The organism is Streptomyces sp. NPDC047061 (assembly GCF_040643955.1).
Lineage (GTDB): Bacteria > Actinomycetota > Actinomycetes > Streptomycetales > Streptomycetaceae > Streptomyces.
In genome coordinates this window covers 72,479-96,659 of the sequence record NZ_JBEYVI010000030.1, presented here as the reverse complement: position 1 = coordinate 96,659, position 24,181 = coordinate 72,479, and the positions used below count along the sequence as shown (strand labels likewise).

General features: G+C 73.1%; 23 protein-coding genes. 11 read left to right on the top strand and 12 right to left on the bottom strand.

What is annotated here, in order from left to right; genetic code table 11:
• Positions 1 to 5: 5 nt before the first annotated feature.
• Positions 6 to 668: a transcriptional regulator gene (locus ABZ887_RS34325; RefSeq protein ID WP_361298139.1), complete on the top strand. Its 663-nt coding sequence runs from the start codon at positions 6 to 8 to the stop codon at positions 666 to 668.
• An 81-nt stretch (positions 669 to 749) separates the two neighbouring features.
• Here ABZ887_RS34325 and ABZ887_RS34320 read toward each other — a convergent pair whose 3' ends face one another.
• The 5 genes from ABZ887_RS34320 to ABZ887_RS34300 all read right to left on the bottom strand — a co-directional run bounded on the left by ABZ887_RS34320 (position 750) and on the right by ABZ887_RS34300 (position 5,465).
• Complete coding sequence (locus ABZ887_RS34320) at positions 750 to 980, bottom strand: DUF6213 family protein (RefSeq protein WP_089105419.1); 231 nt, start codon at positions 978 to 980, stop codon at positions 750 to 752.
• A gap of 25 nt (positions 981 to 1,005) precedes the next feature.
• On the bottom strand, positions 1,006 to 2,391 hold the full coding sequence (locus ABZ887_RS34315) for an NADP-dependent succinic semialdehyde dehydrogenase (protein WP_361298136.1): 1,386 nt from the start codon (positions 2,389 to 2,391) through the stop codon (positions 1,006 to 1,008).
• 75 nt (positions 2,392 to 2,466) lie between these two features.
• Positions 2,467 to 2,934, bottom strand: coding sequence for an NUDIX domain-containing protein (locus tag ABZ887_RS34310; protein WP_361298133.1), 468 nt, complete (start codon positions 2,932 to 2,934; stop codon positions 2,467 to 2,469).
• A complete protein-coding gene (locus tag ABZ887_RS34305) occupies positions 2,931 to 4,469 on the bottom strand; it encodes an ATP-dependent DNA ligase (protein ID WP_361298130.1) in 1,539 nt (512 codons plus the stop codon). Before ABZ887_RS34305 ends, ABZ887_RS34310 begins: the two co-directional genes overlap by 4 nt.
• Positions 4,470 to 4,523: 54 nt before the next feature.
• Complete coding sequence (locus ABZ887_RS34300) at positions 4,524 to 5,465, bottom strand: NAD(P)/FAD-dependent oxidoreductase (RefSeq protein ID WP_361298127.1); 942 nt, start codon at positions 5,463 to 5,465, stop codon at positions 4,524 to 4,526.
• 78 nt (positions 5,466 to 5,543) lie between these two features.
• Here ABZ887_RS34300 and ABZ887_RS34295 point away from each other — a divergent pair, with 78 nt between their 5' ends.
• From ABZ887_RS34295 to ABZ887_RS34270, 6 genes are all read left to right on the top strand, one after another.
• Entirely contained in the window at positions 5,544 to 6,116 is a 573-nt protein-coding gene (locus ABZ887_RS34295) for an XRE family transcriptional regulator (RefSeq protein WP_361298124.1), read from the top strand.
• A 120-nt stretch (positions 6,117 to 6,236) separates the two neighbouring features.
• Complete coding sequence (locus ABZ887_RS34290; RefSeq protein WP_361298121.1) at positions 6,237 to 7,205, top strand: NADPH:quinone oxidoreductase family protein; 969 nt, start codon at positions 6,237 to 6,239, stop codon at positions 7,203 to 7,205.
• The gene (locus tag ABZ887_RS34285) at positions 7,202 to 8,383 is read left to right on the top strand and encodes an acyl-CoA dehydrogenase family protein (RefSeq protein ID WP_361298118.1); all 1,182 of its coding nucleotides are present in this window, start codon (positions 7,202 to 7,204) and stop codon (positions 8,381 to 8,383) included. The genes ABZ887_RS34290 and ABZ887_RS34285 overlap by 4 nt, the downstream gene beginning before the upstream one ends.
• Positions 8,380 to 9,471, top strand: coding sequence for an acyl-CoA dehydrogenase family protein (locus tag ABZ887_RS34280; RefSeq protein ID WP_361298115.1), 1,092 nt, complete (start codon positions 8,380 to 8,382; stop codon positions 9,469 to 9,471). The genes ABZ887_RS34285 and ABZ887_RS34280 overlap by 4 nt, the downstream gene beginning before the upstream one ends.
• Positions 9,472 to 9,670: 199 nt before the next feature.
• A complete protein-coding gene (locus ABZ887_RS34275) occupies positions 9,671 to 10,534 on the top strand; it encodes a phosphatidylinositol-specific phospholipase C/glycerophosphodiester phosphodiesterase family protein (protein WP_361298112.1) in 864 nt (287 codons plus the stop codon).
• A gap of 102 nt (positions 10,535 to 10,636) precedes the next feature.
• The gene (locus ABZ887_RS34270) at positions 10,637 to 10,831 is read left to right on the top strand and encodes a hypothetical protein (RefSeq protein ID WP_089105410.1); all 195 of its coding nucleotides are present in this window, start codon (positions 10,637 to 10,639) and stop codon (positions 10,829 to 10,831) included.
• Between the two features lie 9 nt (positions 10,832 to 10,840).
• On the opposite strand, the gene ABZ887_RS34265 is transcribed toward ABZ887_RS34270, so the two are convergent.
• The 4 genes from ABZ887_RS34265 to ABZ887_RS34250 form a co-directional block, all read right to left on the bottom strand.
• Complete coding sequence (locus ABZ887_RS34265; protein ID WP_361298108.1) at positions 10,841 to 12,013, bottom strand: phosphodiester glycosidase family protein; 1,173 nt, start codon at positions 12,011 to 12,013, stop codon at positions 10,841 to 10,843.
• 144 nt (positions 12,014 to 12,157) lie between these two features.
• The gene (locus tag ABZ887_RS34260; protein WP_350789064.1) at positions 12,158 to 12,526 is read right to left on the bottom strand and encodes a DUF779 domain-containing protein; all 369 of its coding nucleotides are present in this window, start codon (positions 12,524 to 12,526) and stop codon (positions 12,158 to 12,160) included.
• An 80-nt stretch (positions 12,527 to 12,606) separates the two neighbouring features.
• Positions 12,607 to 14,949: an ABC transporter permease gene (locus ABZ887_RS34255; RefSeq protein ID WP_361298104.1), complete on the bottom strand. Its 2,343-nt coding sequence runs from the start codon at positions 14,947 to 14,949 to the stop codon at positions 12,607 to 12,609.
• Positions 14,946 to 15,638 (bottom strand): ABC transporter ATP-binding protein, encoded by a 693-nt coding sequence (locus ABZ887_RS34250; protein ID WP_361298101.1) that lies wholly within the window; start codon positions 15,636 to 15,638, stop codon positions 14,946 to 14,948. Before ABZ887_RS34250 ends, ABZ887_RS34255 begins: the two co-directional genes overlap by 4 nt.
• A gap of 173 nt (positions 15,639 to 15,811) precedes the next feature.
• On the opposite strand from ABZ887_RS34250, the gene ABZ887_RS34245 reads away from it, so the two are divergent.
• From ABZ887_RS34245 to ABZ887_RS34235, 3 genes are all read left to right on the top strand, one after another.
• A complete protein-coding gene (locus ABZ887_RS34245; protein ID WP_361298098.1) occupies positions 15,812 to 17,041 on the top strand; it encodes a sensor histidine kinase in 1,230 nt (409 codons plus the stop codon).
• On the top strand, positions 17,038 to 17,712 hold the full coding sequence (locus ABZ887_RS34240; protein ID WP_361298095.1) for a response regulator transcription factor: 675 nt from the start codon (positions 17,038 to 17,040) through the stop codon (positions 17,710 to 17,712). Before ABZ887_RS34245 ends, ABZ887_RS34240 begins: the two co-directional genes overlap by 4 nt.
• Before the next feature lie 63 nt (positions 17,713 to 17,775).
• A complete protein-coding gene (locus ABZ887_RS34235) occupies positions 17,776 to 19,107 on the top strand; it encodes an enolase C-terminal domain-like protein (RefSeq protein ID WP_361298092.1) in 1,332 nt (443 codons plus the stop codon).
• A 67-nt stretch (positions 19,108 to 19,174) separates the two neighbouring features.
• Here the strand turns inward: ABZ887_RS34235 and ABZ887_RS34230 are convergent, their stop codons facing one another.
• Positions 19,175 to 20,773, bottom strand: coding sequence for an MFS transporter (locus ABZ887_RS34230; RefSeq protein ID WP_361298089.1), 1,599 nt, complete (start codon positions 20,771 to 20,773; stop codon positions 19,175 to 19,177).
• A 193-nt stretch (positions 20,774 to 20,966) separates the two neighbouring features.
• Between ABZ887_RS34230 and ABZ887_RS34225 the strand changes: the two genes are divergently transcribed.
• Positions 20,967 to 21,962 carry an Lrp/AsnC family transcriptional regulator gene (locus ABZ887_RS34225; RefSeq protein ID WP_361298086.1) on the top strand — a complete coding sequence of 332 codons (996 nt, stop codon included), beginning with the start codon at positions 20,967 to 20,969 and terminating at the stop codon, positions 21,960 to 21,962.
• A gap of 109 nt (positions 21,963 to 22,071) precedes the next feature.
• Here ABZ887_RS34225 and ABZ887_RS34220 read toward each other — a convergent pair whose 3' ends face one another.
• Together ABZ887_RS34220 and ABZ887_RS34215 are read right to left on the bottom strand one after the other, a co-directional pair.
• On the bottom strand, positions 22,072 to 23,316 hold the full coding sequence (locus tag ABZ887_RS34220; RefSeq protein WP_361298083.1) for a cytochrome P450: 1,245 nt from the start codon (positions 23,314 to 23,316) through the stop codon (positions 22,072 to 22,074).
• A gap of 102 nt (positions 23,317 to 23,418) precedes the next feature.
• Complete coding sequence (locus tag ABZ887_RS34215; RefSeq protein ID WP_361298080.1) at positions 23,419 to 24,168, bottom strand: SDR family oxidoreductase; 750 nt, start codon at positions 24,166 to 24,168, stop codon at positions 23,419 to 23,421.
• Positions 24,169 to 24,181 lie beyond the last annotated feature (13 nt).

The following is a 24,181-nucleotide window of genomic DNA, read 5'->3' as shown; positions in this document are numbered from 1 at the left end:
ACGCGATGCCCGGCACGGCCGCGGAAATGCTGAAAACGACCAGGTCAGAGCTTGCCCCGAACCCGAACGCCAATCCATTGGTCCCCCTCGTCGCCAGCGGCCGGGCGAGTCTGGAGACACTCGCCGCACTTGCCCTGGAACAACACCAAGTGATCCCCGCCGACCGACGCGCGTTCCTGCATCTGGCGCAGCGCGCCTCCGAGGAGCCTGCGGCCGCCGGGTTCTTCACCATGCTGGCCGAGGGCGAGGAACTGGCGGCAGAGCGGCTGGGCGCGTTCACCGAGGCGTGCGAAGTGGATGAAGAGCGCATGCAAGCGTACGAGCCCCTACCGGGCTGCCAGGCGTACCCGGCGTACATCTCCTGGCTCGCCCTCAACGCAACCCCGACGGACGCCGTCCTCGCCATCACGGCCAACTTCGCGACGTGGGGCACGTATTGCGCGGCCATCGCGCAGGCCCTGCGCACGCACTACGGCTTCACCGACGAGGCCTGCGCCTTCTTCGACTTCTTCGCGACCCCGGCTCCGGCACTCGACGTACAGGCAACGGCAGCGGTCCAGGCGGGACTGGAGTCAGGGCGCCTGGACGAGAAGTGCGTGTACACGTACGGCCGTCTACTCCAGGCGTACGAGGAGATGTTCTGGACGTCGCTCAGGACACTCACCTAGGGGCGCGGGGCTGTTTCGATTTGCGGCTGCCGCCGCGTGGACGCGACCAGCCACGACGCACCCGTACCCGCCGAACGACCGCTACTCCCCACTGCTGTGGGCGATACAAGCCACGTCGATCCGATCGGCGAGCTTCGCGAGCTCAATGGTCAGCGCAGCCACCGTGTCCTCGTCCAGCCCACCCTCGTCGGCCTCCACCAGACGCAGCCACCGTGCCCCCAACGTCCGCAACAACTTACTCACGTCGGCCGCGGCCACCTGCAAGGTACCGCGGTCGTCGACGATCAGAGGCAGGGTCACTTCGCGGTTCACACCCGGGATCGTAGCCGTGCAACCGTCACGCACCCTGCCAAACGGTGGTGATGTTGCAGAACTCCCGGATTCCGTGCCCGGACAGCTCACGGCCGTATCCGGACCGCTTCACCCCGCCGAAGGGGAACGCCGGGTGAGAGGCGGTCATGCCGTTGACGAACACGCCGCCGGCCTCCAGGTCCCGTACGAACCGGTCCACCTCGGCCTCGTCGCGCGTCCACACGTTCGAACTCAGCCCGAAGGACGAGTCGTTGGCGATGAGGACCGCCTCGTCCAGGTCCCCGGCCCGGTACAGCGTGGCCACCGGCCCGAACGCCTCCTCGCGGTGGATGCGCATGTCGCGGTGGATCCCTGCGAGGACGGTCGGCGGGTAGAACCAGCCGGGCCCGTCCGGCCGCTCCCCGCCGCACAGCACCTGCGCACCCGACCGCTTGGCGTCCTCGACCAGCTCCTCCAGGTCCTTGCGCCCCTGCTCGCTCGCGAGCGGCCCGACGTCCGTCTCCTCGTCCATCGGGTCGCCCGTGCGCAGTGCCGCCATGCCCGCCACGAACCGCTCGGCGAACGCGTCGTAGACGGCCGTGTGCACGATGAACCGCTTCGCGGCGATGCACGACTGCCCGTTGTTCTGGACGCGCGCCGTCACCGCGATCCGCGCGGCGCGGTCGATGTCCGCCGAGGGCATCACCACGTAGGGGTCGCTGCCGCCCAGCTCCAGGACCGTCTTCTTGATCATCTCGCCGGCGGTGGCGGCGACCGCGCGGCCCGCGGGCTCGCTGCCGGTGAGCGTCGCCGCCTTCACCCGCTCGTCGCGCAGAACGTCGTCGACCGCGCCGGAGCCGATCAGCAGGGTCTGGAAGCAGCCCTCGGTGAAGCCGGCCCGGTGGAACAGGTCCTCCAGGTACAGGGCGGTCTGCGGGACGTTGGACGCGTGCTTGAGCAGGCCCACGTTGCCCGCCATCAGCGCCGGGGCGGCGAAGCGGACCACCTGCCAGAGCGGGAAGTTCCACGGCATCACGGCCAGCACCGGACCGATGGGGCGGTACCGCACCCGCACCCGGGACGCTCCCGAGTCCTTCACGTCCGTCTCCGCCGGCTCCTCGTCGGCCAGCAGGGCCTGCGCGTGGTCGGCGTACCAACGCATCGCCTTCGCGCACTTGGCGGCCTCCGCACGGGCCTGCTTCAGCGGCTTGCCCATCTCGGTGGTCATGGTGCGCGCGATGTCGTCCAGGTCCGCGTCCAGCAGGTCGGCTGCCCGGTGCAGCAGCCGGGCGCGCTCGGCGAAGGTGCTGGTGCGGTACGTGCGGAACGTAGCCTCGGCGAGTTCGAGCCGGCGTTCGAGCTCGTCCTCGTCCATGGCCTCGAACGTTTCGAGCGTCTCGCCGTTCGCCGGGTTGACCGTCGCGATGGGCATGGCTGACCTCCCTGGGAGCGGGCTTGCTACGACCTTCCCGCGCGGCCGGGCGGACCGCAACGTAGGGGGCTCTGTTCAGCCCGTGTGCTCCGCCAGCCGGTCGAGGAACGCGGCCTGGGCCTTGACGATCACCTCGCGGGCCCGGTCGGGGGTCAGCCAGGCCACCCGGTCCAGCTCCGGGAACTCCTGGATCCGGCCCGACCGCGGCGGCCACTCCATGATGAAGACGCCGGGCTCGATCGTGGCCGGGTCCAGGTCCGCCTCGATCGCCCACGCCGTCACGATCTTGCCGTTGGTCTGCCGGACCTCGCCCAGCCCGATCGCCTCGCCGTCCGGCGGCGGCAGGCCCAGCTCCTCCTGGAACTCGCGCCGGGCCGCCGCCCAGGCCGTCTCGTCGGGCTCGTACTCGCCCTTGGGGACGGTCCAGGCGCCCGCGTCCTTCTTCGCGAAGAACGGTCCGCCCATATGGCCGAGCAACACCTCAAGGCCTTCGCCGGTATGCCGGAACAACAGCAGTCCGGCGCTTCGCTTCGGCTCGGTCAACGCCGTACCTCCGGGTGCGCGGCCAGCAGGGTCTCCACCGTATCGGCCTCCTCCGGCCGCTTGTCCTCGCGATAGCGGACCACCCGGGCGAAGCGCAGGGTGACACCGGCCGGGTAGCGGGTGGACCGCTGCAGTCCGTCGTAGGCGATCTCGACGACGAGTTCGGGGCGTACGGTCACCACCCAGCCGTCGTCCGAGACCGCCAGCTCCTTGAACCGGGCGGTCTGCCACTCCAGCACCGCGTCGGTCAGGCCCTTGAACGTCTTGCCGAGCATCGCGAAGGTGCCGTCCGGGTTGCGGGCGCCGAGGTGGAGGTTGGAGAGCCTGCCGGTGCGGCGGCCGTGGCCCCATTCGGCGGCCAGGACGACCAGGTCGAGGGTGTGGACGGGCTTCACCTTCAGCCAGGAGGCGCCCCGGCGGCCGGCGCTGTAGGGGGCGTCCAGGGCCTTGACGACCACGCCCTCGTGGCCGCGGGCGAGGGTGGCCGCGAGGAACTCCTCGGCGGCCGTCGTCTCGTCCGGCCCGGAGACCAGTGCCCGGCGCACCCGCATCGGTTCGGGGACCAGCCGGGCCAGCTCCGCGTGGCGGTCGGCGAAGGGGAGGTCGAGCAGGTCCTGGCCGTCGGCCGAGAGCACGTCGAAGAAGACGGGGGAGACCGGGACCTCCCGCGCCGCCTTCGCCACGTCCGTCCGGGAGCCGACCCGGCCCGCCGTCTCCTGGAAGGAGCGGGGCCGCCCGTCCGCGTCGAAGGAGATCACCTCGCCGTCCAGGATGAACCGGTCGCCCCGCAACTCCCGTGCGGCGGAGACCACTTCGGGGAGGCGTTCGGTGATGTCGTCGAGCGTCCGGGTGAAGATCCGCACCGTGTCGCCGTCCCGGTGGACCTGGACCCGGATACCGTCCAGCTTCTCCTCGACCGCGCAGCCGTCCAGCTTCTCCACCGCCTCCGCGACCGAGGACGCGGTGTGCGCCAGCATGGGCAGCACGGGACGGCCGACGGTGAGCCGGAAGCGGTCCAGGGCCGGCGGGCCGTCCGCCAGCAGGGCCTCGGCCACCGTCTGGAGGGACCCGGCGAGCATCACCGCCCGGCGGACGGCGGCCGGGTCCGCGCCGGTCGCCTGCGCGAGCCCTTCGACGGCGACCGCGTCCAGGGCGCCCTGCCGCACCTCCCCGGTGATCAGCCCCAGCAGGAAGCGCTGCTCGTCCGCCGTCGCCGCGCCCATCAACTCGCCGACGATCCTGGCCCGTTCGGCCTGAGAACCGGTTCCGGAGACCTTGCCGAGTTCGCTGAGCCGGGCGTCGACCTCGCGGACCGTGAGAGACGCGGCTGCGGCCGGCGGGACGGGCCGGCTCAGCACCTTCCAGCCGACGCCGAGCCTGCCCTGCGGGAGCCGGCCGGCCAGGTAGGGGATGACGACCGGGACGTCGTCGGGGGCCGTCTCCCGGAAGAGCTCGGCGAGCAGCGCGGTCTTGCGGGATCTCGCCGCGGTGGCGGCGACCTCCCGGGACACTTCGGCGAGCCGGGTCAGCAGCATGCAGCCATGGTGCAACGGGCGGGCCCGGACCACACCACAACGTACGTGCCCGGACTACACCCGCACGGCCGCGTCCAGGTCCGCGAAGAGCAACTCGCCGTTGATGGCCGCCCCTGCCCGGTAGCCGCGGCTCGCCGCGTTGACCACCTGCTCGGCGAAGCCGCTCGTGTTGCCGGCCGCCCACAGCCCGGGCACGGTCGTCAGGCCCCGCTCGTCGATCACGGGGTAGGCGCCGAAGGGGGTCTCCGCCAGCTCCGCGCCCAGCGCGACCAGCAGGTCGTTCTGCGGGACCGGGCGCGGGGCGACGAACAGCGCCTCCCGCGCGTGCACGCTCCCGTCGACGAGCTCCACCCCGGTCAGCCGGTCGTCCTCGACGCGCAGCACCGCGACCTCGCCCGGCACCACCCGGACCCCGGCCGCGGCCAGCCGGCGCAGGTCCTCGTCGGCCAGCTCGGCCTCCTCGACCTGGTGCAGGAAGAGGGTCACGTCCTTCGACCACTGGGTGACCATGAGCGCCTGGTGCACACTCATCGGGCTCGTGGCCAGCACGCCGAACGCCTGGTCGCGTACCTCCCAGCCGTGGCAGTAGGGGCAGTGCACCACGTCCCGGCCGAAGCGTTCGGCCACCCCGGGGACGGCCGGGAGTTCGTCCTTGAGGCCGGTGGCGACGACCAGGTGCCGGGCCCGGACGGTACGGCCGCTCGCCAGCGACACAGTGAAGCCGTCCGGGGCGTCCCCGTCCCGTGCCGCGTCCACCGCCCGGTCCCGGACCAGCTCCACGCCGTACCGGGCGATCTCCTCCCGGCCCACGGCCAGGAACTCCGCGGGCGGCATGCCGTCCCGGGACAGGAAGCCCTGCATGTGCGCGGCCGGGGCGTTGCGCGGCTCGCCCGCGTCGACGACCAGGGTGCGGCGCCGGGCCCGGCCCAGGACCAGCGCTGCGGACAGCCCGGCCGCGCCGCCGCCGCCGACGACCACCTCGTATGTATCGGTCATGGTGACCACCTCCGCCGCCGAGGGTTGCCCGGCGACTGCCGGATTGACAAACGTCTTTGCCGAAACTGCAATGCAGGCATGACTACGGACGACGTCCTCGCAGGTGTGGGACCCCGGCTGCGCCGGCTCCGCAAGGAGCGGGAGGTCACCCTCGCCGCCCTCTCCGAGACCACCGGCATCTCGGTCAGCACCCTCTCCCGGCTGGAGTCCGGGCTGCGCAGGCCCAGCCTGGAGCTGTTGCTGCCGATCGCGCAGGCCCACCAGGTGCCCCTGGACGAACTGGTCGGCGCCCCGCCGGCCGGCGATCCCCGGGTGCGGGCCAAGCCGATGGAGCGGTTCGGCCGCACCTTCCTGCCGCTCACCCGGCAGCCCGGCGGTCTGCAGGCCTTCAAGGTGGTCGAACCGAAGCGGAAACTCGAACCCGAACCGCGTACCCACGAGGGCTACGAGTGGTTGTACGTGCTGTCAGGGAAGCTGCGGCTGGTGCTCGGCGAGCACGACGTCGTGCTGGGTCCGGGGGAGGCGGCCGAGTTCGACACCCGGGTGCCGCACTGGTTCGGGTCGACGGGGGAGGGGCCGGTGGAGTTCCTCAGCCTGTTCGGGCCGCAGGGGGAGCGGATGCACGTACGGGCGCGTCCGAAGCGGGCGTGACGAATCCGGCGTTCCCTCCGGCGGCTGTTCCCACCATGGCAAGCGACCGCTTAGTATGCGATGGACCCGGTCAGACGACGGTCGGACGACGCAGTCGACGCAGTCCCGTGGAGGCACCGCATGCAGGCATGGCAAGTGCACGAGAACGGCGAGCCGAGCGAGGTGATGCGGCTCCAGGAGGTGGAGCTGCCCACGCCCGGCGACGGCCAGGTGCTGCTCAGGGTGCGTGCCGCCAACATCAACTTCCCCGATGTCCTGATGTGCCGGGGGCACTACCAGGTGCGCCCGCCGCTGCCGTTCACCCCCGGGGTGGAGATCTGCGGCGAGACCGAGGACGGCCGCCGGGTGCTCGCCAACCCCGCCCTGCCGCACGGCGGTTTCGCCGAGTACGCGGTCGCGGACGCCGCCGCGCTGCTGCCGGCCCCGGACGCGCTGGACGACTCCGAGGCCGCCGCGCTGCACATCGGCTACCAGACGGGCTGGTTCGGCCTGCACCGCCGGGCGGCCCTGCAGGCCGGCGAGACGCTGCTCGTGCACGCCGCCGCGGGCGGGGTCGGCAGCGCGGCCGTCCAGCTCGGCAAGGCGGCGGGGGCGACGGTGATCGGCGTGGTCGGCGGCGCCGACAAGGTCGCCGTGGCCCGCGAGCAGGGCTGTGACGTCGTCGTCGACCGTCGTACCGAGGACGTCGTCGCCGCCGTCAAGGAGGCCACGGGCGGCCGCGGCGCCGACGTGATCTACGACCCGGTGGGCGGGGACGCCTACACCCAGTCCACCAAGGTGGTCGCCTTCGAGGGCCGGATCGTGGTCGTCGGCTTCGCCAGCGGCACCATCCCGAGCCCGGGGCTCAACCACGCCCTGGTGAAGAACTACTCCATCCTGGGCCTGCACTGGGGCCTGTACGCCACCAAGAACCCCAGGCTGATCCTGGACTGCCACCGGCAGCTCACCGAGCTGGCCGCCAAGGGCGCCATCAAGCCCCTGGTGAGCGAGCGGGTCCCGCTGTCCGAGGCCGCGGCGGCCGTGCAGCGGGTCGGTGACGGCGTCACCACCGGCCGGGTCACCGTCGTACCGAAGGGAGCCGCAGCATGACCGACGCTGCCGAACTCACGCGCCGCACCGCCGAGTTGCTGGCCGCACACCCGCCCGCCAGCACGGCGAAGCCCGACTTCCTCAAGGCCCGCTTCGACGCGGGGCTGGCCTGGGTGCACTACCCGGAGGGCCTCGGCGGCCTCGGTGCCCCGCGCTCCCTCCAGGTCGTCGTGGACGCCGAGCTGGCGGCCGCCGGCGCCCCCGACAACGACTCGCGCCGCAACGGCATCGGGCTCGGCATGGCCGCGCCGACCATCCTCAGGTACGGCACGGAGGAGCAGAAGCAGCGCTATCTGCGGCCGCTGTGGATCGGCGAGGAGGTCTGGTGCCAGCTGTTCAGCGAGCCGGGCGCCGGTTCCGACCTGGCCGCGCTGGGGACGAGGGCCGTCCGTGAGGGCGACGAGTGGGTGGTGAACGGGCAGAAGGTGTGGACGTCCGGCGCGCACAACTCCCGCTGGGCCATCCTCATCGCCCGCACCGACCCGAACGTGCCCAAGCACGCGGGCATCACCTACTTCATCTGCGACATGACCGACCCGGGCGTGGACGTCCGGCCGCTGCGGCAGGTCACCGGCGAGGCCGAGTTCAACGAGGTCTTCCTCACCGACGTGCGCATCCCCGACTCCCGCCGCCTCGGTGAGGTCGGCGACGGCTGGCGGGTCGCGCAGACCACCCTCAACAACGAGCGCGTCGCGATCGGCGGCATGCGGCTGCCCCGCGAGGGCGGCATGATCGCCCCGGTCGCGAAGACCTGGCGCGAACGCCCCGAGCTGCGCACCCACGACCTGCACCAGCGGCTGCTGAAGCTGTGGGTCGAGTCCGAGGTCGCCCGCCTCACCGCCGAGCGGCTGCGCCAGCAGCTGGTCGCAGGACAGCCCGGCCCGGAGGGCGCCGGAATGAAGCTCGCCTTCGCCCGCCTCAACCAGGAGATCAGCGGCCTTGAGGTCGAACTCCGGGGCGAGGAGGGCCTGTTGTACGACGACTGGACCATGCGCCGGCCCGAACTGGTGGACTTCGTCGGCCGCGACGCCGGCTACCGCTACCTCCGTGCCAAGGGCAACAGCATCGAGGGCGGGACCAGCGAGGTCCTGCTGAACATCGTCGCCGAACGCGTCCTGGGCCTGCCGGCCGAGCCGCGCACCGACAAGGACGTCGCGTGGAAGGACCTCGCCCGATGACAACGCAGAGCGCACAGCCCGACCTGCTGTACTCGGAGGAGGAAGAGGCGCTGCGGGCCGCGGTGCGGGATCTGCTCGCCGACCACTGCGACGCGCCGGGCGTCATCGCCCGCACCGAGTCGGACGTCCCGCACGACGCGGCCGCCTGGAAGGCCCTCACCGAGGGTATGGGGCTCGCCGGGCTGCTGGTACCGGAGAAGCTCGGCGGCCAGGGTGCCTCGCACCGCGAAGTCGCCGTCGTCCTGGAGGAGTTGGGGCGGGCGGTGGCGCCCGTGCCGTATCTGACCAGTGCCGTGGTGGCGACCGAGGCGCTGCTGGCCTGCGGTGACGAGGAGTTGCTCGGGAAGCTGGCGTCCGGGCGGACCGTCGGGGCGCTGGCCGTGGGGCTGCACGTCGCTCCGGGCGTCGGCTTCAGGACCGTGCGCGTCGAGGACGGGCGCCTGTACGGCGAGTTGACCGGGATCGCGGACGCGGTCGCCGCGGACGTGCTGCTGGTGCCCGGGGACGACGGCGGGCTGTACGCGGTCGGGGCGGGTGCCGCGACGGTCACCCCGCAGGTCGCCTTCGACCTGACCCGGCCGCTCGCCACGGTGACCCTGGACGGGGCGGCCGGGCGCCGCGTGGGCGACGCGGAGCCTTCGGTACGGCGGGCGCTGCGGGCCGGGGCGGGGCTGCTGGCCTCCGAGCAGTTCGGCGTCGCCGAGTGGGCGTTGACCGAGACCGTGCGGTACCTCAAGGAGCGCAAGCAGTTCAACCGGCTGGTGGGCGGGTTCCAGGCGATCAAGCACCGGCTGGCGCAGCTGTGGCTGGAGGTCGTCAACCTTCGCGCGGCGGCGCGCGGGGCGGCCGACGCGCTGGCCTCCGGCGAGGACGCCGATGTGCTGGTGGCCGTTGCGGCGGCTTACGCGGCGCCGGTTGCGGTGCACGCTGCCGAGGAGGCGCTGCAGTTGCATGCGGGGATCGGGATGACCTGGGAACATCCGATCCATCTCTATCTGAAGCGGGCCAAGGCGGATTCGATCGCCTTCGGTACGGTGGGGGCGCATCGAGAAGCCTTGGCCGGACTGGTCGATCTTCAGGCGCCGTGAATTTCGGTCGTCGACTGCGGGTGCGTGGGGGCTGGTCGCGCAGTTCCCCGTGCCCCTTTGGGGCGCGCTCCTGCTGAGGCCCGCATGAAGTGAACCAGGGGTGGCAGTCCAGCCAACTCCCTGCGCAGATACACCAATTGGGCTCTGTTCGAACGCATACTCCCTTCGGTCCCTCATGGCCCTACAAGGGAGGCAGAGCATGGCCCTCACCACCCGTCGCAGAGCCCTCACCACCCTCGGTGCCGCCCTCGTCGGCGGCGTCGCGTTGCCCGGCGCGCAGGCGTGGGCGGGCGGCGGTCACCGCGGCCGGCGGCCGCTGTGGCGTGCCCACGCGCACAACGACTACGAGCACACCCGCCCCCTCCACGACGCCCTCGACCACCGCTTCGGCAGCGTCGAGGCCGACATCTTCCTCGTCGGCGACCAGCTCCTCATCGGTCACACCGTGGACGACCTCGACCCGAGCCGCACCCTCGAATCCCTCTACCTCGACCCGCTGGCGGCGATCGTCAAGGCCAATCACGGTTCGGTGTACCGCGGTTGGCGCAGGCCGCTGCAGCTGCTCATCGACATCAAGACCGAGGGCTCCTCGACGTACCTGGAGCTCGACCGGCATCTGCGGCGCTACCCGCACCTGTTCACGACGTACCGGCACGGCCGGGTCGTCCCCGGTGCGGTCACCAACGTGATCTCCGGTGACCGCGCGGCCCGCACCCCGATGGAGGCGCAGACCGTGCGCCGGACCTTCTACGACGGCCGGTTGACCGACCTCGGCACCTCGGCGCCCGCCTCCTTCGTTCCGCTGATCAGCGACAACTGGCAGCTCAACTTCACGTGGCTCGGCGAGGGCGCGTTCCCCGACGCCGAGCGGCAGAAGCTGCTCGGCATCATCGGCCAGGCGCACGCGCACGGCCAGACAGTGCGCTTCTGGAACACCCCCGACGTGGCCGGGCCCGCCCGCGACGCGCTGTGGGGAGAGCTGTTCGCCGCCGGGGTCGACTACTTCAACACCGACGACCTGGCCGGCCTGGAGGCCTTCCTGGACGCCCACGCGGCGTCGTAAAACCACTCGAACGGGGGCCGTGTCAACCGCACGGGCCACCCCTCCGCTACGCCACACTTGCGGCCGAACGCCCCGAAACGGGCGTGGCGGAGGAGGTTCGCGATGGCCGTTTCCATCTCTGTGGTGCTGCTGCTCCTGTTGCTGGCCGTGATCTTCATGCGCCAGGGCGCGCTGAAGATCTCACACGCCCTGGTCTGCATGCTGTTCGGGTTCTTCCTGGCCAGCACCAGCATGGCGCCGACCATCACCAGCGGGCTCACCGCGACCGCCGATCTGGTCAGCAGTCTGAAACCCTGAGCCACCCGGTCAGGGTTTCCAGAAGACCCCGATCCCGTTCGCCACGGCGCGTTCCGGGCTGTCGGTCGGGTGGTTGAGCACGCTCACCGTCTTTGCCCCCGGGGTGCGGGCCACCATCGTCGTGGAGCCGCCGCCGTCCAGGCTGAACGCGTCGTCCGCTCCCAACTGCCGCATCTCGTCGGCGACTTCGGCGATGGTCAGGCCGCTGCGATAGGCCGCCGCGCCGTCCAGTGCCAGCAGCATGAGCCTCCGTCCGCCGTTCGCGTGGCCGACGGCCGTGCGTACGGCCGAGGTGGTGTCGTTCAGCCCGGCCAGCGGTCGGCCGTCGCGCAGCACGGGGTAGCCGCCGACCGCGAAGCGGTACCGGATCCAGGTGGCGGACGCCATCATGCGCTCGCGCACCGTGACCCGTTCGCCCTTGGTGAGGGCGCGCAGCCTGTCCGCGCCCGCTTCCCGGCCGAGCAGGACGGTCGTCCCCGGGGCGATCTCGCCGCTGCCCGGGGTGGCGGACGTGGCGACGACCTTGCCGGCGCGGATCTTCACCTCGTAGGTGTCCGTGCTGCACCCGGCGGCCCGGTCGGTGTCCGAGCCGCAGGTGGCGCGCTTGCGGGAGGCCGCGCCCCAGGCGGCGGTGTAGGCCCCGACGGACCCCTGTGCCAGCGCGTACTGGTTGAGGCCGCGCAGGGTGAGGGTGGCGTCGGGGGTGCGGACCGTGCCGGCGAGCGTCAGCCGGTCGAGCCGGGCCCGGCGGTCCACGCCGACGCCGAAGACGTCGGTGGTGTCGGTGCCGGGCGGCAGCGACGGGCCGAACCGCTGGGCCGTCGGCACCGCCGCCTTGAGCACCCTGCCGTGCGCGATCGCCGGTCCGACGCTCGCGCCGGTCGCCTCGACGCCGGGGTGCTGGGCCTCGGTGATGTTGAAGAAGTCGCCGTTCACGCCCGCGACCGCGCCCGCCGCGTCCGCCATCGCGGACACCGGCGACCGTGCGGCCACGGCGCCCGGGGAGAGCAGGTCCACGTGGACGTGCGGGTCGGTCAGGTCGACGGTCAGCAGATGTGCGTGGACCGTGCCCTTGGCCGCCGGGAGGTCGAACTGCCGGTAGGTGACGCCGGACGCGATGCGTCCGGCGCCCGACACGGCGCCGGCCGGTGCCGCCCCCGCGAGGGCCGCACCGGCCAGCATGCCGGACGTGGTGAGAAGCGTGCACAGAGTTCGGGTCGTCGCTGCCAGTCGTCTCCGACGATGCGTCACCGCACCCCCTGATGTCTCGTCAAGTTCCTCAGGACTCCGGGGAAGTGCAGCAGACGAGAGTGACCGGCAGGGCTGCTAGGCGTCGACTACGCGAGAACGGGTGAGGAAACGCACCCCCTCGGGTGCCTCCAGGGAGAAGCCGCTCCCCCGTCCGGGTACCACGTCCACGATCAGCCGGGTGTGGCTCCACACCTCGTACTGGCTGCGGGACATCCAGAAGGTGACCGGCTGCTCGACACCGTCCACCGCCAGCTCGGCCAGCAGTACGTCCGAGCCGCCGGTGCGGAACTCGCCGTCCGGATAGCACATGGGCGCACTGCCGTCGCAGCAGCCGCCGGACTGGTGGAACATCAGCGGGCCGTGCTCGGCGTGCAGTCGGCGCACCAGTTCGGCGGCCTGCGGGGTGAGTTCGACGCGCGGTGGCGTCGCTGTAGTGTCGGCCATGGTCACCCTCCTGGGGCCGGGGCGGCGGACCCCTCAGTCTCACCGCTGTGTCACCGGCGCGTCCAGAACCGGGCGTTGATCTACTCGGTGCGCAGTGCCGTCGCCGTCCGGACCCGGGCCGCCCAGCCCGCCGGGAGCAGCGCGCCGAGGACCGCGATCGCCGTGCCGCTCAGGGCGAGGAGGAGCAGGCCGGACGTCCGGTAGACGTCGAGGACCACGTCGGGCAGGCGCAGTCCGGCGCTGTCGCCCATGGCGGGCATGACGACGCGGTGCACGGCGAGACCCAGCGGGACGCCGAGCGCCCCGCCCGCCAGCCCCGGCAGGACGACCGAGGCGATCACCAGTGTCACCGTCTGCCGGGGCGTCATCCCGAGCGCCTTGTGGATGCCCAGGTCGCGGATGCGCTCATGGGTGTCGAGGACGACCCCGCCCAGCACCCCGAGTCCGGCCACCGTCATCAGGATCAGGGTGAGTGCCGCCGCCAGCGTGTCGAGGGCGACCGCGCCGTCGCTGCCGTTGACCGACTTGGTGTCGGTGGCCGAGACGCCGAGCGGCTTCAGGGCCGCGTTCAGGTGTTTCACGTACGTGTCGGCGTCGGTGCCCGGGGTGAGCCGTACGGCGTGGTCGGCCGGGTGCAGGTCCGGGGCGGCGGTCCGGAGCGTCGCGAGGTCCGTGAACACCCGCAGGCCCTGCTCGCCGACGTCGAAGACCTCGCCGACGATCCGGATCCGCACCGGAGAGCCGTTCACGGTGAGGGTGACGGTGTCGCCCACCTCGGCTCCGCTCGCGGTCAGGAACGGGGTCGCCACCACCGCCTCACCGGCCGCCCGGACCCAGCGCCCGGACACCATCACGAACCCGCCCCAGGAGGCGTCGCCGTCGTAGGCGACCACCGGCACGGCGCCCGTCACCCCGGAGACCTTGGCCTCGGTCCTGACGCTGCCGTACTGGTCGCGGGTGCCGGGCTGAGCGGCGATCGCGGCCTCGACGGCGGCGGCCTGCGCGGCCGTGACCCGTGGCGCGTCCGGCCCGACGGGTACCGGGCCGGCCGTGCGCCCGGCGCCCACGGTCACGTCCGCCGCGTTGTGGTTCTTGGCGGCCACCACCTCTCCCAGCGACGCGGCCATCCCGGTGGCGAAGGTGACCGCCGCCGTGCCGAAGACGACCGCCGCGACCATCGAGACGGCGCGGGCGGGCCGGTGGAAGGGCCGGGCCAGGCCGAGGCCCACCGGTCGCGGCACCGGCAGCCGGGCCGCCAGCCGGGCCGCCGTACGGCCCCGGCCCGCCGCCGGGGTCCGGCCCACGGCCAGCGCGTCGACCGTGCGCAGCCGCCCGGCCCGCCAGGCGCTCAGCCACGCCGTGCCGGACACCACGCCCAGCACCCCGCCCACGACGGCCAGATCGACGCCGGCGGAGACCCCCAGTCCGACCGAGCCGTACACGGCCGCGGTGTCCGCCAGCAGCGGCGCCGCGAGCAACTGCCCGACGACCACACCGAGCCCGGCGCCGATCGTGGCCGGGACCAGCGCCTGCGCCACATGGGCGCGGACGACCTGTGCCGGAGTGCAGCCGACCGCCTTCAGGACGCCGATCCGCCGCAGCCCGGTGCCCACCGCACCGGCGACCACGTTCCCGACGACCAGCGCCGACATGGCCAGGCCCAGCACCCCGAAGGCGACCAGGAACGGCACGTACAGGGCGGTCTCGCGGGTCGCGAACAGCCTGACGGAGAGCCAGGACCGGGCGTCGGTGAGCGCGCCCTTCGGTACGGCCGCCGCCACCGCCGCACTGTCCCGGGCGACCTGGGCGTCGGTGGCCGCGTGGGCGAAGCGGTACAGCATCTGATAGCCGTCGGGGCGGCCGGACTTGGTGAGGGCCGAGATCTGCGCGGGCACCACCCAGGCGTCGGCGGTACGGCTCACCGAGCGGGCCGTGCCGACCACCCTGAGCGTCGGGTCGCCGGGCACTCCGGGGAACTCCAGCGCCTCCCCGAGGCGCACGGGCGGCCCGTCCGGATCCGCCGCGAGCACGATCTCGCCGGTCCGCCGGGCCCAGCGGCCCGCGGTCAGCGTGACCCGGTCCACCGCCCCGCCGGGGTCCGCGCGGCCGACGACCGACAACGCGCCCGAGTGCTCCGGTGCGGCGGTCGCCGTCGGGAACGGGCCGGACGACGTCGTCACCCCGGAGGCCCGGGCGGAGGCGGCGATCCGGGCCGGCGTGGCCAGGCGCGCGTCGAACTGCGCGGTGAGCTGGGCGCCGTGCTGGCGCCCGAACGCCCGGTCGAAGGGGGCCCGCGAGGCCATCAGCAGCGCCCCGGCCAGCACGGACGCCGTCACCGCCAGCAGCGCGGCCAGGGCGATGACCAGGGTCTGCGTACGGCGCCGGGTCATGCCCGACCGGACGACCCGGCCGAGGCCGCTCATCGGACCGTCTCCGCCGCGACGTCGGCGGTGATCCGGCCGTCGGTCAACCGGACCGTGCGCCGGGTGCAGGCCTTGGCCAGGTCCTGGTCGTGGGTGACCAGGACGAGGGTCTGGCCGTCGGCGTTCAGTTCCCGCAGGAGACGGGCGACGTCGGCGCCGGACGCGGAGTCCAGGGCGCCCGTCGGTTCGTCGGCCAGCAGCAGCGCGGGCCGGTTCATCAACGCCCGGGCCACCGCGACGCGTTGGCGTTGACCGCCGGAGAGCCGGCCGGGGTAGGCGGTCGCCTGGGCCGCGATGCCCAGCGACTCGAGCAGCTCCCCGGCCCGGCGAGCGGCCTCCCGCCGTCCCGTTCCGGCGAGTCGGGCGGCCAGCGCCACGTTGTCGGCGACGGTCAGGTCGTCCAGCAGGTTGAAGAACTGGAACACCATCCCGACGCCCGCCCGCCGGTAGCGGGCCGCGCCCGCCTCGCCCAGCCCGTCCACTCGCACGCCGTCCACGGTGACCGTGCCCTCGTCCGGCCGGTCCAGGCCCGCGATCAGGTTGAGCAGCGTCGACTTGCCGCTGCCGGAAGGCCCCAGCACGGCGACGGCCTCCCCGGGTGCCACGGTCAGGGTCACGTCCAGCAGCGCGGGCGGTCCGGCGTCGTAACGCCGGGTCACGTCCCGCAGTTCGATCAGCGGTGCCGTCATCGGTGGGCCTCCGTCCCTCGGTGGCCGCCGACGCTAGGGAACGGGCCGGGGCGGGCACGACGGCCGCCGGGGGTAATCGCCGTACCGTGTCGGGAGTACGGGGCGCGAGGTCATCCTGGAGATGTAGTCGGAAGAGGGATGCCCGGCGGGCGAAGGCCGCCCAGAATGAGGCGATGACGACGAGACGGGCGTCCGGCCCGCTGGTACGACTGCGCGCGCTCGCCGGGCCGAGCGGTCCCGCGCCCGGGCTCACCGCGCGAGGCCGGCTCTTCGACGCCGGCCTCGCCCTGCTGATCCTCGTGTCCGAGATCCAGTACGCGGTGGACCCGGACGGGCCGACCGGGCGGCACCGCACGGCGGGCCTGGTCTGCCTGGCGTTCCTCTCCTCCGTGCCGCTCGCCTGGCGCCGCCGCTACCCGCTGGCCGTGCTCTGGATCGTGCTGGCGGCGAACGTGCTCACCCCCGACGACGTCACCCGGCTCACCTTCTACGCCTGTGTCATCGCCGCCTACAGCGCGGCCGCGTACAGCCCCCACCGGGTGGCGGCCACGGGCACGCTCGCGCTGGCCGTGCTGCTGACCTTCACGATCGGGCGGTCGGTCCCGCACACCCCCTTCGGCGCCGAACCCACCGTCCCCACCCAGTACGTGCCCCTCTTCATCGCCGCGCCGCTGGTCGTGGTCACCCTCGGACTGCGCACGTGGAAGATCCGGGCGGCCGAGAGCCGGGTGCGGCTGGCGGAGGTGGAACAACGCCAGGCCGAGGCGCTGCGCAGTGCCGTCGAGCACGAACGGGCCCGGATCGCCCGGGAGTTGCACGACGTCGTGACGCACAACGTCAGCGTGATGGTCATCCAGGCCGGCGCCGCCCGTAAGATCATGGACAGTTCGCCCGAGCAGGCGCGCGAGGCGCTGCTCGCGGTGGAGGCGGGCGGCCGTACGGCGATGGGGGAGCTGCGGCAGGTGATGGGGCTGCTCACGACGGACGACCCCGAGGAGACGGAACTGGAGCCGCAGCCCGGTCTGGAGCGGCTCGGCCCGCTGGTCGACCGGACCCGGGGCACCGGCACCCCCGTCGAGCTGTCCGTCTCCGGAACGGTCCGGCCGCTGCCCGGCGGGGTCGAGCTGACCGCCTACCGTGTGGTCCAGGAAGCGCTGACCAACGCCCTGAAGCACGCGTCCGGTTCGCGGGCCGTCGTGCGCGTGGACTACGGCGAGGACGAACTGCGCGTCGAGGTCGCCGACTCCGGCGGCACCCCCGGACCGGCCGCCGCGACGGGCAACGGACGCGGGCTGATCGGACTGCGCGAGCGGCTCGCCGTGCACGGCGGCACCCTGAGCAACGGGCCGCGTCCGCTGGGCGGTTACCGGGTCCGGGCCCGGATACCCCTGGAGCGCGCGTGAGTTCGCCGGCGAACCCGCCCCGGGTCGTCGTCGCGGACGACCAGGCACTGGTGCGCACCGGCTTCCGGCTGATCCTCGCGGCCGACGGCATCGAGGTCGTCGCCGAGGCCACCGACGGCCACGAGGCCGTGGACGCGGTACGGCGCACCCGGCCGGACGTCGTCCTGATGGACATCCGGATGCCCGAGCTGGACGGCCTGGAGGCGACCCGCCGGATCCTCGCCACCCCCGACCCGCCGCGCATCCTCATGCTGACCACCTTCGACCTCGACCGGTACGTGTACGCGGCGCTGTCCGCCGGAGCCAGCGGCTTTCTGCTCAAGGACGTCACGCCCGAGCACCTGACGGCCGCCGTCCGCACGGTCCGGTCCGGCGACGCGCTGCTGGCGCCCGCCATCACCCGCCGCCTCGTCGAACGGTTCGCCCGGGCCGGTGCCGACGCCGCCGCCCTGCACCGCGACCTCGCCCACCTCACCCCCCGGGAACTCGACGTCCTGCGCCTGCTCGCCGAGGGCCTGTCCAACGCCGGCCTGGCAGCCCGCCTCCACCTCTCCGAGGCCACCGTCAAGACCCATGTCTCCCGCGTCCTCGGCAAACTCTCCCTGCGCGACCGCGCCCAGGCGGTGGTCGTCGCCTACGAGACGGGACTGGTCACCCCGGGCGGCCGCTGAGGGGGTCTGGCCCGCGGGCTCACGTGCCTGGCGCTCGTCTTCATATGTAGATACTGTCTCCGTATGAGACAGCCCTTCGTCACTCGTTTCTCCGTGTATCCGGTGGCCGGCCGGGACTCCATGCTGCTCAACCTCTCCGGTGCGCACGCCCCGTACTTCACCCGCAACGTCGTGGTCGTCGAGGACTCCGAGGGCCGGACCGGGCTCGGCGAGGTGCCCGGCGGGGAGGCGATCACCCGGACCCTGCGGGATGCCGAGCCGCTGGTCGTCGGCGCCCGGCTGGGCGACCACCAGCGGGTGCTGCGGGTCATGGGGGAGCGGTTCGCGGGCCGGGACGCCGGCGGCCGCGGGGAGCAGACCTTCGACCTGCGCACCACCGTGCACGCCGTCACCGCCGTCGAGTCCGCACTGCTCGACCTGCTCGGCCAGCACCTGGAGGTGCCCGTCGCCGCCCTGCTCGGCGAAGGCAAGCAGCGCGACTCGGTACGCGTCCTCGGCTACCTCTTCTACGTCGGCGACCCCGACCGCACCGACCTGGACTACCTGCGCGAACCCGAGGCCGACGTGGAGTGGTACCGGATCCGCCGCGAGGAGGCCCTCACCCCGGAGTCGATCGTTCGGCAGGCCGAGGCGGCCTACGACCGCTACGGCTTCCGCGACTTCAAGCTCAAGGGCGGAGTCCTGGCCGGCGCCGAGGAGGTCAAGGCCGTACAGGCGCTCAAGCAGCGCTTCCCCGAGGCCCGCATCACCCTCGATCCCAACGGCGCCTGGTCCCTGCACGAGGCCGTCGAGCTGTGCCGTCCGCTGCTCGGCACGCTCGCCTACGCCGAGGACCCCTGCGGTGCCGAGGGCGGCTACTCCGGGCGCGAGATCCTCGCCGAGTTCCGCCGGGCCACCGGGCTGCCCACCGCGACCAACATGATCGCCACCGACTGGCGGCAGCTCACCCACGCCCTCGCCCTGCAGTCGGTGTCGATCCCGCTCGCGGACCCGCACTTCTGGACCATGCGCGGGTCGGTCCGGGTGGCCCAGCTCTGCCACGAGACGGGGCTGACCTGGGGCTGCCACTCCAACAACCACTTCGACATCTCGCTGGCCATGATGGCCCACTGCGGTGCCGCGGCCCCCGGCGACTACAACGCCCTGGACACGCACTGGATCTGGCAGGAGGGACAGGAGCGCCTCACCGAGGAACCGCCGACGATCACCGGCGGCGAGGTCGCCGTCACCGACGCCCCCGGCCTCGGCGTCCGGCTCGACATGGACCGGCTGCTCGCGGCCCACGCCCTCCACGAGGAGCGGAACCTCGGCGCGGGTCGGGACGACGCGGCCGGGATGCGCTACCTGGTGGAGGGCTGGACCTTCGACGCCAAACGGCCCTGCCTGGTGCGGTGAGCCGTCAGAGCCGTCAGAGCCGTCAGAGCCGTCAGAGCCGTCCCCGCGGTCCCCGGCTGTCCCGCTGTCAGGCGCCCCGCGCCGCCGAGGCCTGCTCGGGCGAGGCCGTGGTGTGCCCCGCCGCCCTGAGCGTCCCCTGCTGCCGGGGCGTACGCAGCAGGACGACCGCGACCAGGGCGGCCAGCAGTGTCAGGCTGCCCGCCGTGATCAGGCACAGGCGCATGCCGTCCAGGAAGGAGTCGCCGAGCGCGCCCATCGTCTGCCCGGTCCGCGCGCCCAGGTCCAGCCCGGCGACCGCGCCGAGACCCTCCGACTGCGCGGTCGTGACGATCCGGTCCTGCGCCGCGCCGGTGATCCCCGCGTCGGTGAGGTGACCCGGCAGCGCGTCGAGCGCCCGGGTGGTGAGCAGCGCGCCCAGGACGGCCGGGCCGAGGGCGCCGCCGACCTGCCGGAAGGCGTTGTTGCCCGCGGCGGCCATGCCGGCCAGGTGGTACGGCACGGCGGCCACCGCGGTCGCGGTCATCGGCGTCATGACGAAGCCGATGCCGAGGCCCAGCAGGGCGAGCCGCCAGGCGGCCGAGCCGAACGAGGTGTCGGCGGCCAGACCGGTCAGCGCGAACTGGGCGGCGGCGACCAGCAGCAGGCCGCCGGTGATCATCACCCGTGCCGATATCCGGTGCATCAGCCGCCCGGCCGGCCCGCCGACCAGCAGGGCCGCCCCGGTGACCGTCAGCAGCCGCCAGGCGGCGTCCATGGTGTCGAGCCGCTGCACCACGCCGAAGTAGAGGCTGAGCACGAAGAAGAACCCGATGAGCGCCAGGAAGCTGGTCATCGCGACCAGTGTGGTGGCGGTGAAGGCGGGGCTGCGGAACAGGCTCAGGTCCAGCATCGGGCTGTCGCTGCGCCGCTCCGCCAGCACGAACCCGGCACCGGCGACCACGGCCGTGAACAGCGCCACCATCACCTTGACGTCGGTGAACGAGCCCGCCCCGCCCTCGATCACGCCGTACACCAACGCGGTGACCGCGAGCGTGGCGGTGAGCTGGCCGGGCCAGTCCAGGCGGCGCCCGTGCGGTGCCCGTGAGTCGGGCAGCCGCAGGGCCGCGACGGCGACGGCCAGCAGTGCGACCGGAACGCTCGGCAGATAGACCCAGCGCCAGGAGAAGTGCTGGACGATCACCCCGGCGATCAGCGGACCGACGGCCAGGGCCGCCATCAGGCAGGTGGCCCAGATGCCGATGAACTTGCCGCGCTCCCGGTGGTCCGGCACCGCGTGGCTGATCAGCGCCAGCGTGGTCGGCAGCAGCGCGGCCGCGCCGACGCCGGCCAGGGCCTGTCCGGCCCAGACGACCTCGATCGAGTGCGCGCACAGGGCGGTGACCGCGCCCGCCGCCGAGAACAGCAGGCCCGCCAGGAACACCTTCTTGCGCCCGTGGACGTCTCCGAAGACGCCGGCGGTCAGGATGAAGGCGGCCATCGGCAGCACGAACGCGTCCTGCACCCAAGACAGTTGGGCGGTCGAGGCGTTGAGCGCGGCCTGCAGGGCGGGCAGGCTCACGGCGACGGTGGTGACCGGAAGATAGGCGACGAAGACGCCCAGGCAGGCCATCACGATGGTGGCCGCCCGTCGCTCGACCGGCCCGCTCGCCGGTGTCGTGACGTTCACGGAGATACTCCTTCGCGGCGCACCGCACCGCGGTCGAGGGCCACCGGCGGGTCCGGCGGCCTGTGTCGTACGGGTGTCCGAGGGGAAACCCGCCGCCACAGCATCCGGTCTGCGCCCCCGCAACCACCAACCAAGGGGCCCTCCGGCTGCGGAAACCTCCATTCACCCCGCGCCTCTGTGACAGACTTCCGCCATGCTCGACATCGTGGACAGAAAGATCCTCCGCGCCCTGCAGTGCGCGCCCCGGCTGCCCTTCCGCCGGATCGGCGAGGTGGCCGGTGTCTCCGAGCAGACCGCGGCCCGCCGCTACCAGGCGCTGCGCCGCAGTGGCACGCTGCGCGTGCTGGGACTCGTCAACCCCCGGGTGTACGGCTCCGCGCAGTGGGTGGCCCGGGTCCGCTGCCGCCCCGACCGGGTCGCCCCGCTCGCCGACGCCCTGGCCCGGCGCCCCGACATCTCCTACGCCCATCTGGCCTCGGGCGGTTCGGAGATCTTCTGCGTGATCCGCGCGCCGCTCGACACCGAGCGCGACGACGCCCTCTTCCGGCAGCTGCCGAAGTCCGCCTCGGTCCTGGACGTCAGCGTCGACCTGCTCCTGCACGAGTACGGCGCCCCCGGCACCGCCGAGTGGACCGGCTACGGCCACAGCCTCGACACCGAGCAGATACGGCTGCTCACGGCGGAACGGCCACCGCCCGCCGCCGTGCCCCCGCCGCCTCCCGCGGAGGAGGACGCCCCGCTGCTCGACGCCCTCGCCGAGGACGGCCGTACCACCCACACCCGCCTCGCCGAGCGCACCGGCTGGTCGTCGGCCCGGGTGGCCCGTCGGCTGGAGGCGCTGGAGGGCTCCGGCACCCTGGAGTACGAGGTCGAACTGCTGCCGGAGCACCTGGGGTACCCCCTCAACGCCACCGTCTGGCTCCGCGTGGCCCCCGCCCGTCTGGAGCGGGTCGGCGAGGAGTTCGCCCGCCACGAGGAGGTCCCGTTCGCCGGGGCCGTCACCGGCGAGTACAACCTGCTGGTCAGCGTCGTCGCCCGGGACCCCGACGACTTCTACCGCTACCTGACCACGCGCGTCGCCGCGACCGCGGGCATCGACGGCTACAGCGTCAGCATGCGGGCCCGCCCCCTCAAGAAGGCGGCATCCCTCATCTCCCGGGGCCGGCTGGTGCCGGCGGCGCCTGTCTGAGTGCTCCACTGGAAGTGCCGCGATGTGCCGTGTGCCGTGTGCCGTGTGTCGGCTGCGGCGCCGTCGTGGCTGGTCGCGCAGTTCCCCGCGCCCCTTACGGGGCCCGCGCTCAGACGGAATTCCCGGTGTCCTCGGCTGCCACGAGTGACACCGGCAGCCGCCGTACCCCGTGCATCAGCAGGCCCGGCGCCCACTCCAGGTCCGCTTCGGCCACGGTCAGGCTCAGGTCCGCCACCCGCCGTACGAACGCGGCGACCGCGACCTCGGCCTCCATCCGGGCCAGCGGGGCGCCCAGGCAGTGGTGGACGCCGTGGCCGAAGGCGAGATGGCCGCCGGCCGGACGGTCCGGGCGGAAGGTGTCCGGGTCCTCGAAACGGGCCGGGTCCCGGTTGGCCGCGGCCAGGGACACCAGCAGCATGTCGCCGCGCCGCACCGGCACCTCGCCCACCAGCAGATCCTCGGTGGCGAAGCGCTCGGTCGCCGTCACCACCGGCCCGTCGATCCGGAGGAACTCCTCGACCGCCGCGGGGATCAGCCCCGGGTCGGCACGGAGCGCCTTGAGGAGGTCCGGCTGCCGGGCGAGGCCGAGGAGCACGGCGCCGATGAGGTTCGCGGTCGTCTCGTACCCGGCGATCAGCAGCAGGAAGGCCATGCCGACCAGCTCCGGGTCGGTGAGCCGGTCCTCGCCGGTGTCACCGGCCAGCGCGCTCAGCAGGTCCGGTCCGGGCTCGGCCCGCTTGCCGGCGATCAGCTCCGCCAGATACCCGCTCATCCATACGTAGGCCTCCTCCCGGTCCGAACCGGCGACCGGGGCCACGATCTGCTCCGAAGCCCAGCGGAACCGGTCCCAGTCGCCCAGCGGCACACCGAGCAGTTCGCAGATCACCGAGATGGGCACGCGGGCGGCGAAGTCGTCGACCAGGTCCGGTGTCTCCGCGGCCAGGACGTCGTCCGCCAGCCGGGACGCAATCTCCCGGGTCCGCGGCCGCAGCGCCTCCACCCGCTGCGGGGTGAAGGCGCGTGCCACCACCTTGCGCAGCCGGGTGTGGTCGGGCGGGTCCATGGTCAGCATGTAGTCGACCCCGACCTCGTCGCGGACCCCGCTCATCAGCCAGCCGGGCTCCAGCCCCGCGCGCTCGCTGCGCTTGGACACCCGAGGATCGGTGAGCACCCGGCGTGCCGCCTCGTATCCCGTGACCAGCAACTGCGGCGGCGCACCGGCCGGTTCACAGCGGTGCGCGGTCCCCGACTCCGTCAGCGGCCGCAGTACCGCGTGCGGGTCCGCCCGGAACGCGGACCCCTCCAGTACGGTCCGCAGCGCGGCGCCCTCGCCGCCCGGGATCTGTGTGGTCATCGAGGTCTCCCGCTTGAGAATATTGCTTTCTTCGGCAAATATATGCGGCAAGCATTGTGGTCAAGTGGAGGTCTGTCAAGGAGAGTTCGAAAGGGGCGGATGCTAGAAACTGGCCCGTGTTCCGCCGTCGATCGTCACCATCGCGCCCGTGACGTAGGCCGCGGCCGGCGACAGCAGGAACGCGGCGGCACGGCCGAACTCCTCCGGAGTGCCGAGGCGGCGCAGCGGGATGCCGGCGGCGGTGGTGCCGGCGTCGCCGGTGATCGACTGGAGTTCGAGCGTCCGGTCGGTCCCGATGTGGGCCGGCACCAGCCCGACCACCCGGATGCCCCGCGGGCCCACCTCCCCGGCGAGGGTCTTCGCGTAGCCGGCCAGCGCGGGCCGCAGGGCGTTGGAGACGACGAGGCCGGGGATCGGCTCGTACACCGAGGTCGACAGGACGAAACCGATCACCCCGCCCTCGCCGAGCCGCGCGGCGACGGCCCGCGACAGCCGTACCGCGCCGAGGAAGCCCGATTCGAAGGAGGCCCGCCACTGGTCGTCGTCGATGCTGTCGGTGGTGCCCGTCGGCGGGCCGCCGACGCTGATCAGGACGCCGTCCAGCCCTTCGAACGCCTGGTGCGCCGCGGTGATCAGCCGGTCCGGCGTCCCGGCGTCGGCGTTGTCCGCGACCACCCCGACGGCCTGCCCGGGGCCGCCCAGCTCCGCCTCGGCCGCGGCCAGCGCGTGCGTGCTGCGCCCGCTGACCACCACCCTGGCGCCGCCCGAGGTCAGTTCGCGGGCGGCGGCCAGGCCCAGACCACGGGTGCCGCCGGTGACGATATAGACGCGGTCCTTCAGTCCGAGATCCATCTCTGCTCCCCAG

Bases quoted from the DNA above. Each gene is read 5' to 3' on its own strand.
- ABZ887_RS34325 (WP_361298139.1), top strand. From the start codon at position 6: ATGCCCGGCACGGCCGCGGAAATGCTGAAAACGACCAGGTCAGAGCTT.
- ABZ887_RS34315 (WP_361298136.1), bottom strand. From the start codon at position 2,391: ATGCCCATCGCGACGGTCAACCCGGCGAACGGCGAGACGCTCGAAACG.
- ABZ887_RS34305 (WP_361298130.1), bottom strand. From the start codon at position 4,469: ATGCTGCTGACCCGGCTCGCCGAAGTGTCCCGGGAGGTCGCCGCCACC.
- ABZ887_RS34300 (WP_361298127.1), bottom strand. From the start codon at position 5,465: ATGACCGATACATACGAGGTGGTCGTCGGCGGCGGCGGCGCGGCCGGG.
- ABZ887_RS34295 (WP_361298124.1), top strand. From the start codon at position 5,544: ATGACTACGGACGACGTCCTCGCAGGTGTGGGACCCCGGCTGCGCCGG.
- ABZ887_RS34290 (WP_361298121.1), top strand. From the start codon at position 6,237: ATGCAGGCATGGCAAGTGCACGAGAACGGCGAGCCGAGCGAGGTGATG.
- ABZ887_RS34285 (WP_361298118.1), top strand. From the start codon at position 7,202: ATGACCGACGCTGCCGAACTCACGCGCCGCACCGCCGAGTTGCTGGCC.
- ABZ887_RS34280 (WP_361298115.1), top strand. From the start codon at position 8,380: ATGACAACGCAGAGCGCACAGCCCGACCTGCTGTACTCGGAGGAGGAA.
- ABZ887_RS34275 (WP_361298112.1), top strand. From the start codon at position 9,671: ATGGCCCTCACCACCCGTCGCAGAGCCCTCACCACCCTCGGTGCCGCC.
- ABZ887_RS34270 (WP_089105410.1), top strand. From the start codon at position 10,637: ATGGCCGTTTCCATCTCTGTGGTGCTGCTGCTCCTGTTGCTGGCCGTG.
- ABZ887_RS34265 (WP_361298108.1), bottom strand. From the start codon at position 12,013: ATGCTGGCCGGTGCGGCCCTCGCGGGGGCGGCACCGGCCGGCGCCGTG.
- ABZ887_RS34260 (WP_350789064.1), bottom strand. From the start codon at position 12,526: ATGGCCGACACTACAGCGACGCCACCGCGCGTCGAACTCACCCCGCAG.
- ABZ887_RS34255 (WP_361298104.1), bottom strand. From the start codon at position 14,949: ATGAGCGGCCTCGGCCGGGTCGTCCGGTCGGGCATGACCCGGCGCCGT.
- ABZ887_RS34250 (WP_361298101.1), bottom strand. From the start codon at position 15,638: ATGACGGCACCGCTGATCGAACTGCGGGACGTGACCCGGCGTTACGAC.
- ABZ887_RS34245 (WP_361298098.1), top strand. From the start codon at position 15,812: ATGACGACGAGACGGGCGTCCGGCCCGCTGGTACGACTGCGCGCGCTC.
- ABZ887_RS34235 (WP_361298092.1), top strand. From the start codon at position 17,776: ATGAGACAGCCCTTCGTCACTCGTTTCTCCGTGTATCCGGTGGCCGGC.
- ABZ887_RS34225 (WP_361298086.1), top strand. From the start codon at position 20,967: ATGCTCGACATCGTGGACAGAAAGATCCTCCGCGCCCTGCAGTGCGCG.
- ABZ887_RS34220 (WP_361298083.1), bottom strand. From the start codon at position 23,316: ATGACCACACAGATCCCGGGCGGCGAGGGCGCCGCGCTGCGGACCGTA.
- ABZ887_RS34215 (WP_361298080.1), bottom strand. From the start codon at position 24,168: ATGGATCTCGGACTGAAGGACCGCGTCTATATCGTCACCGGCGGCACC.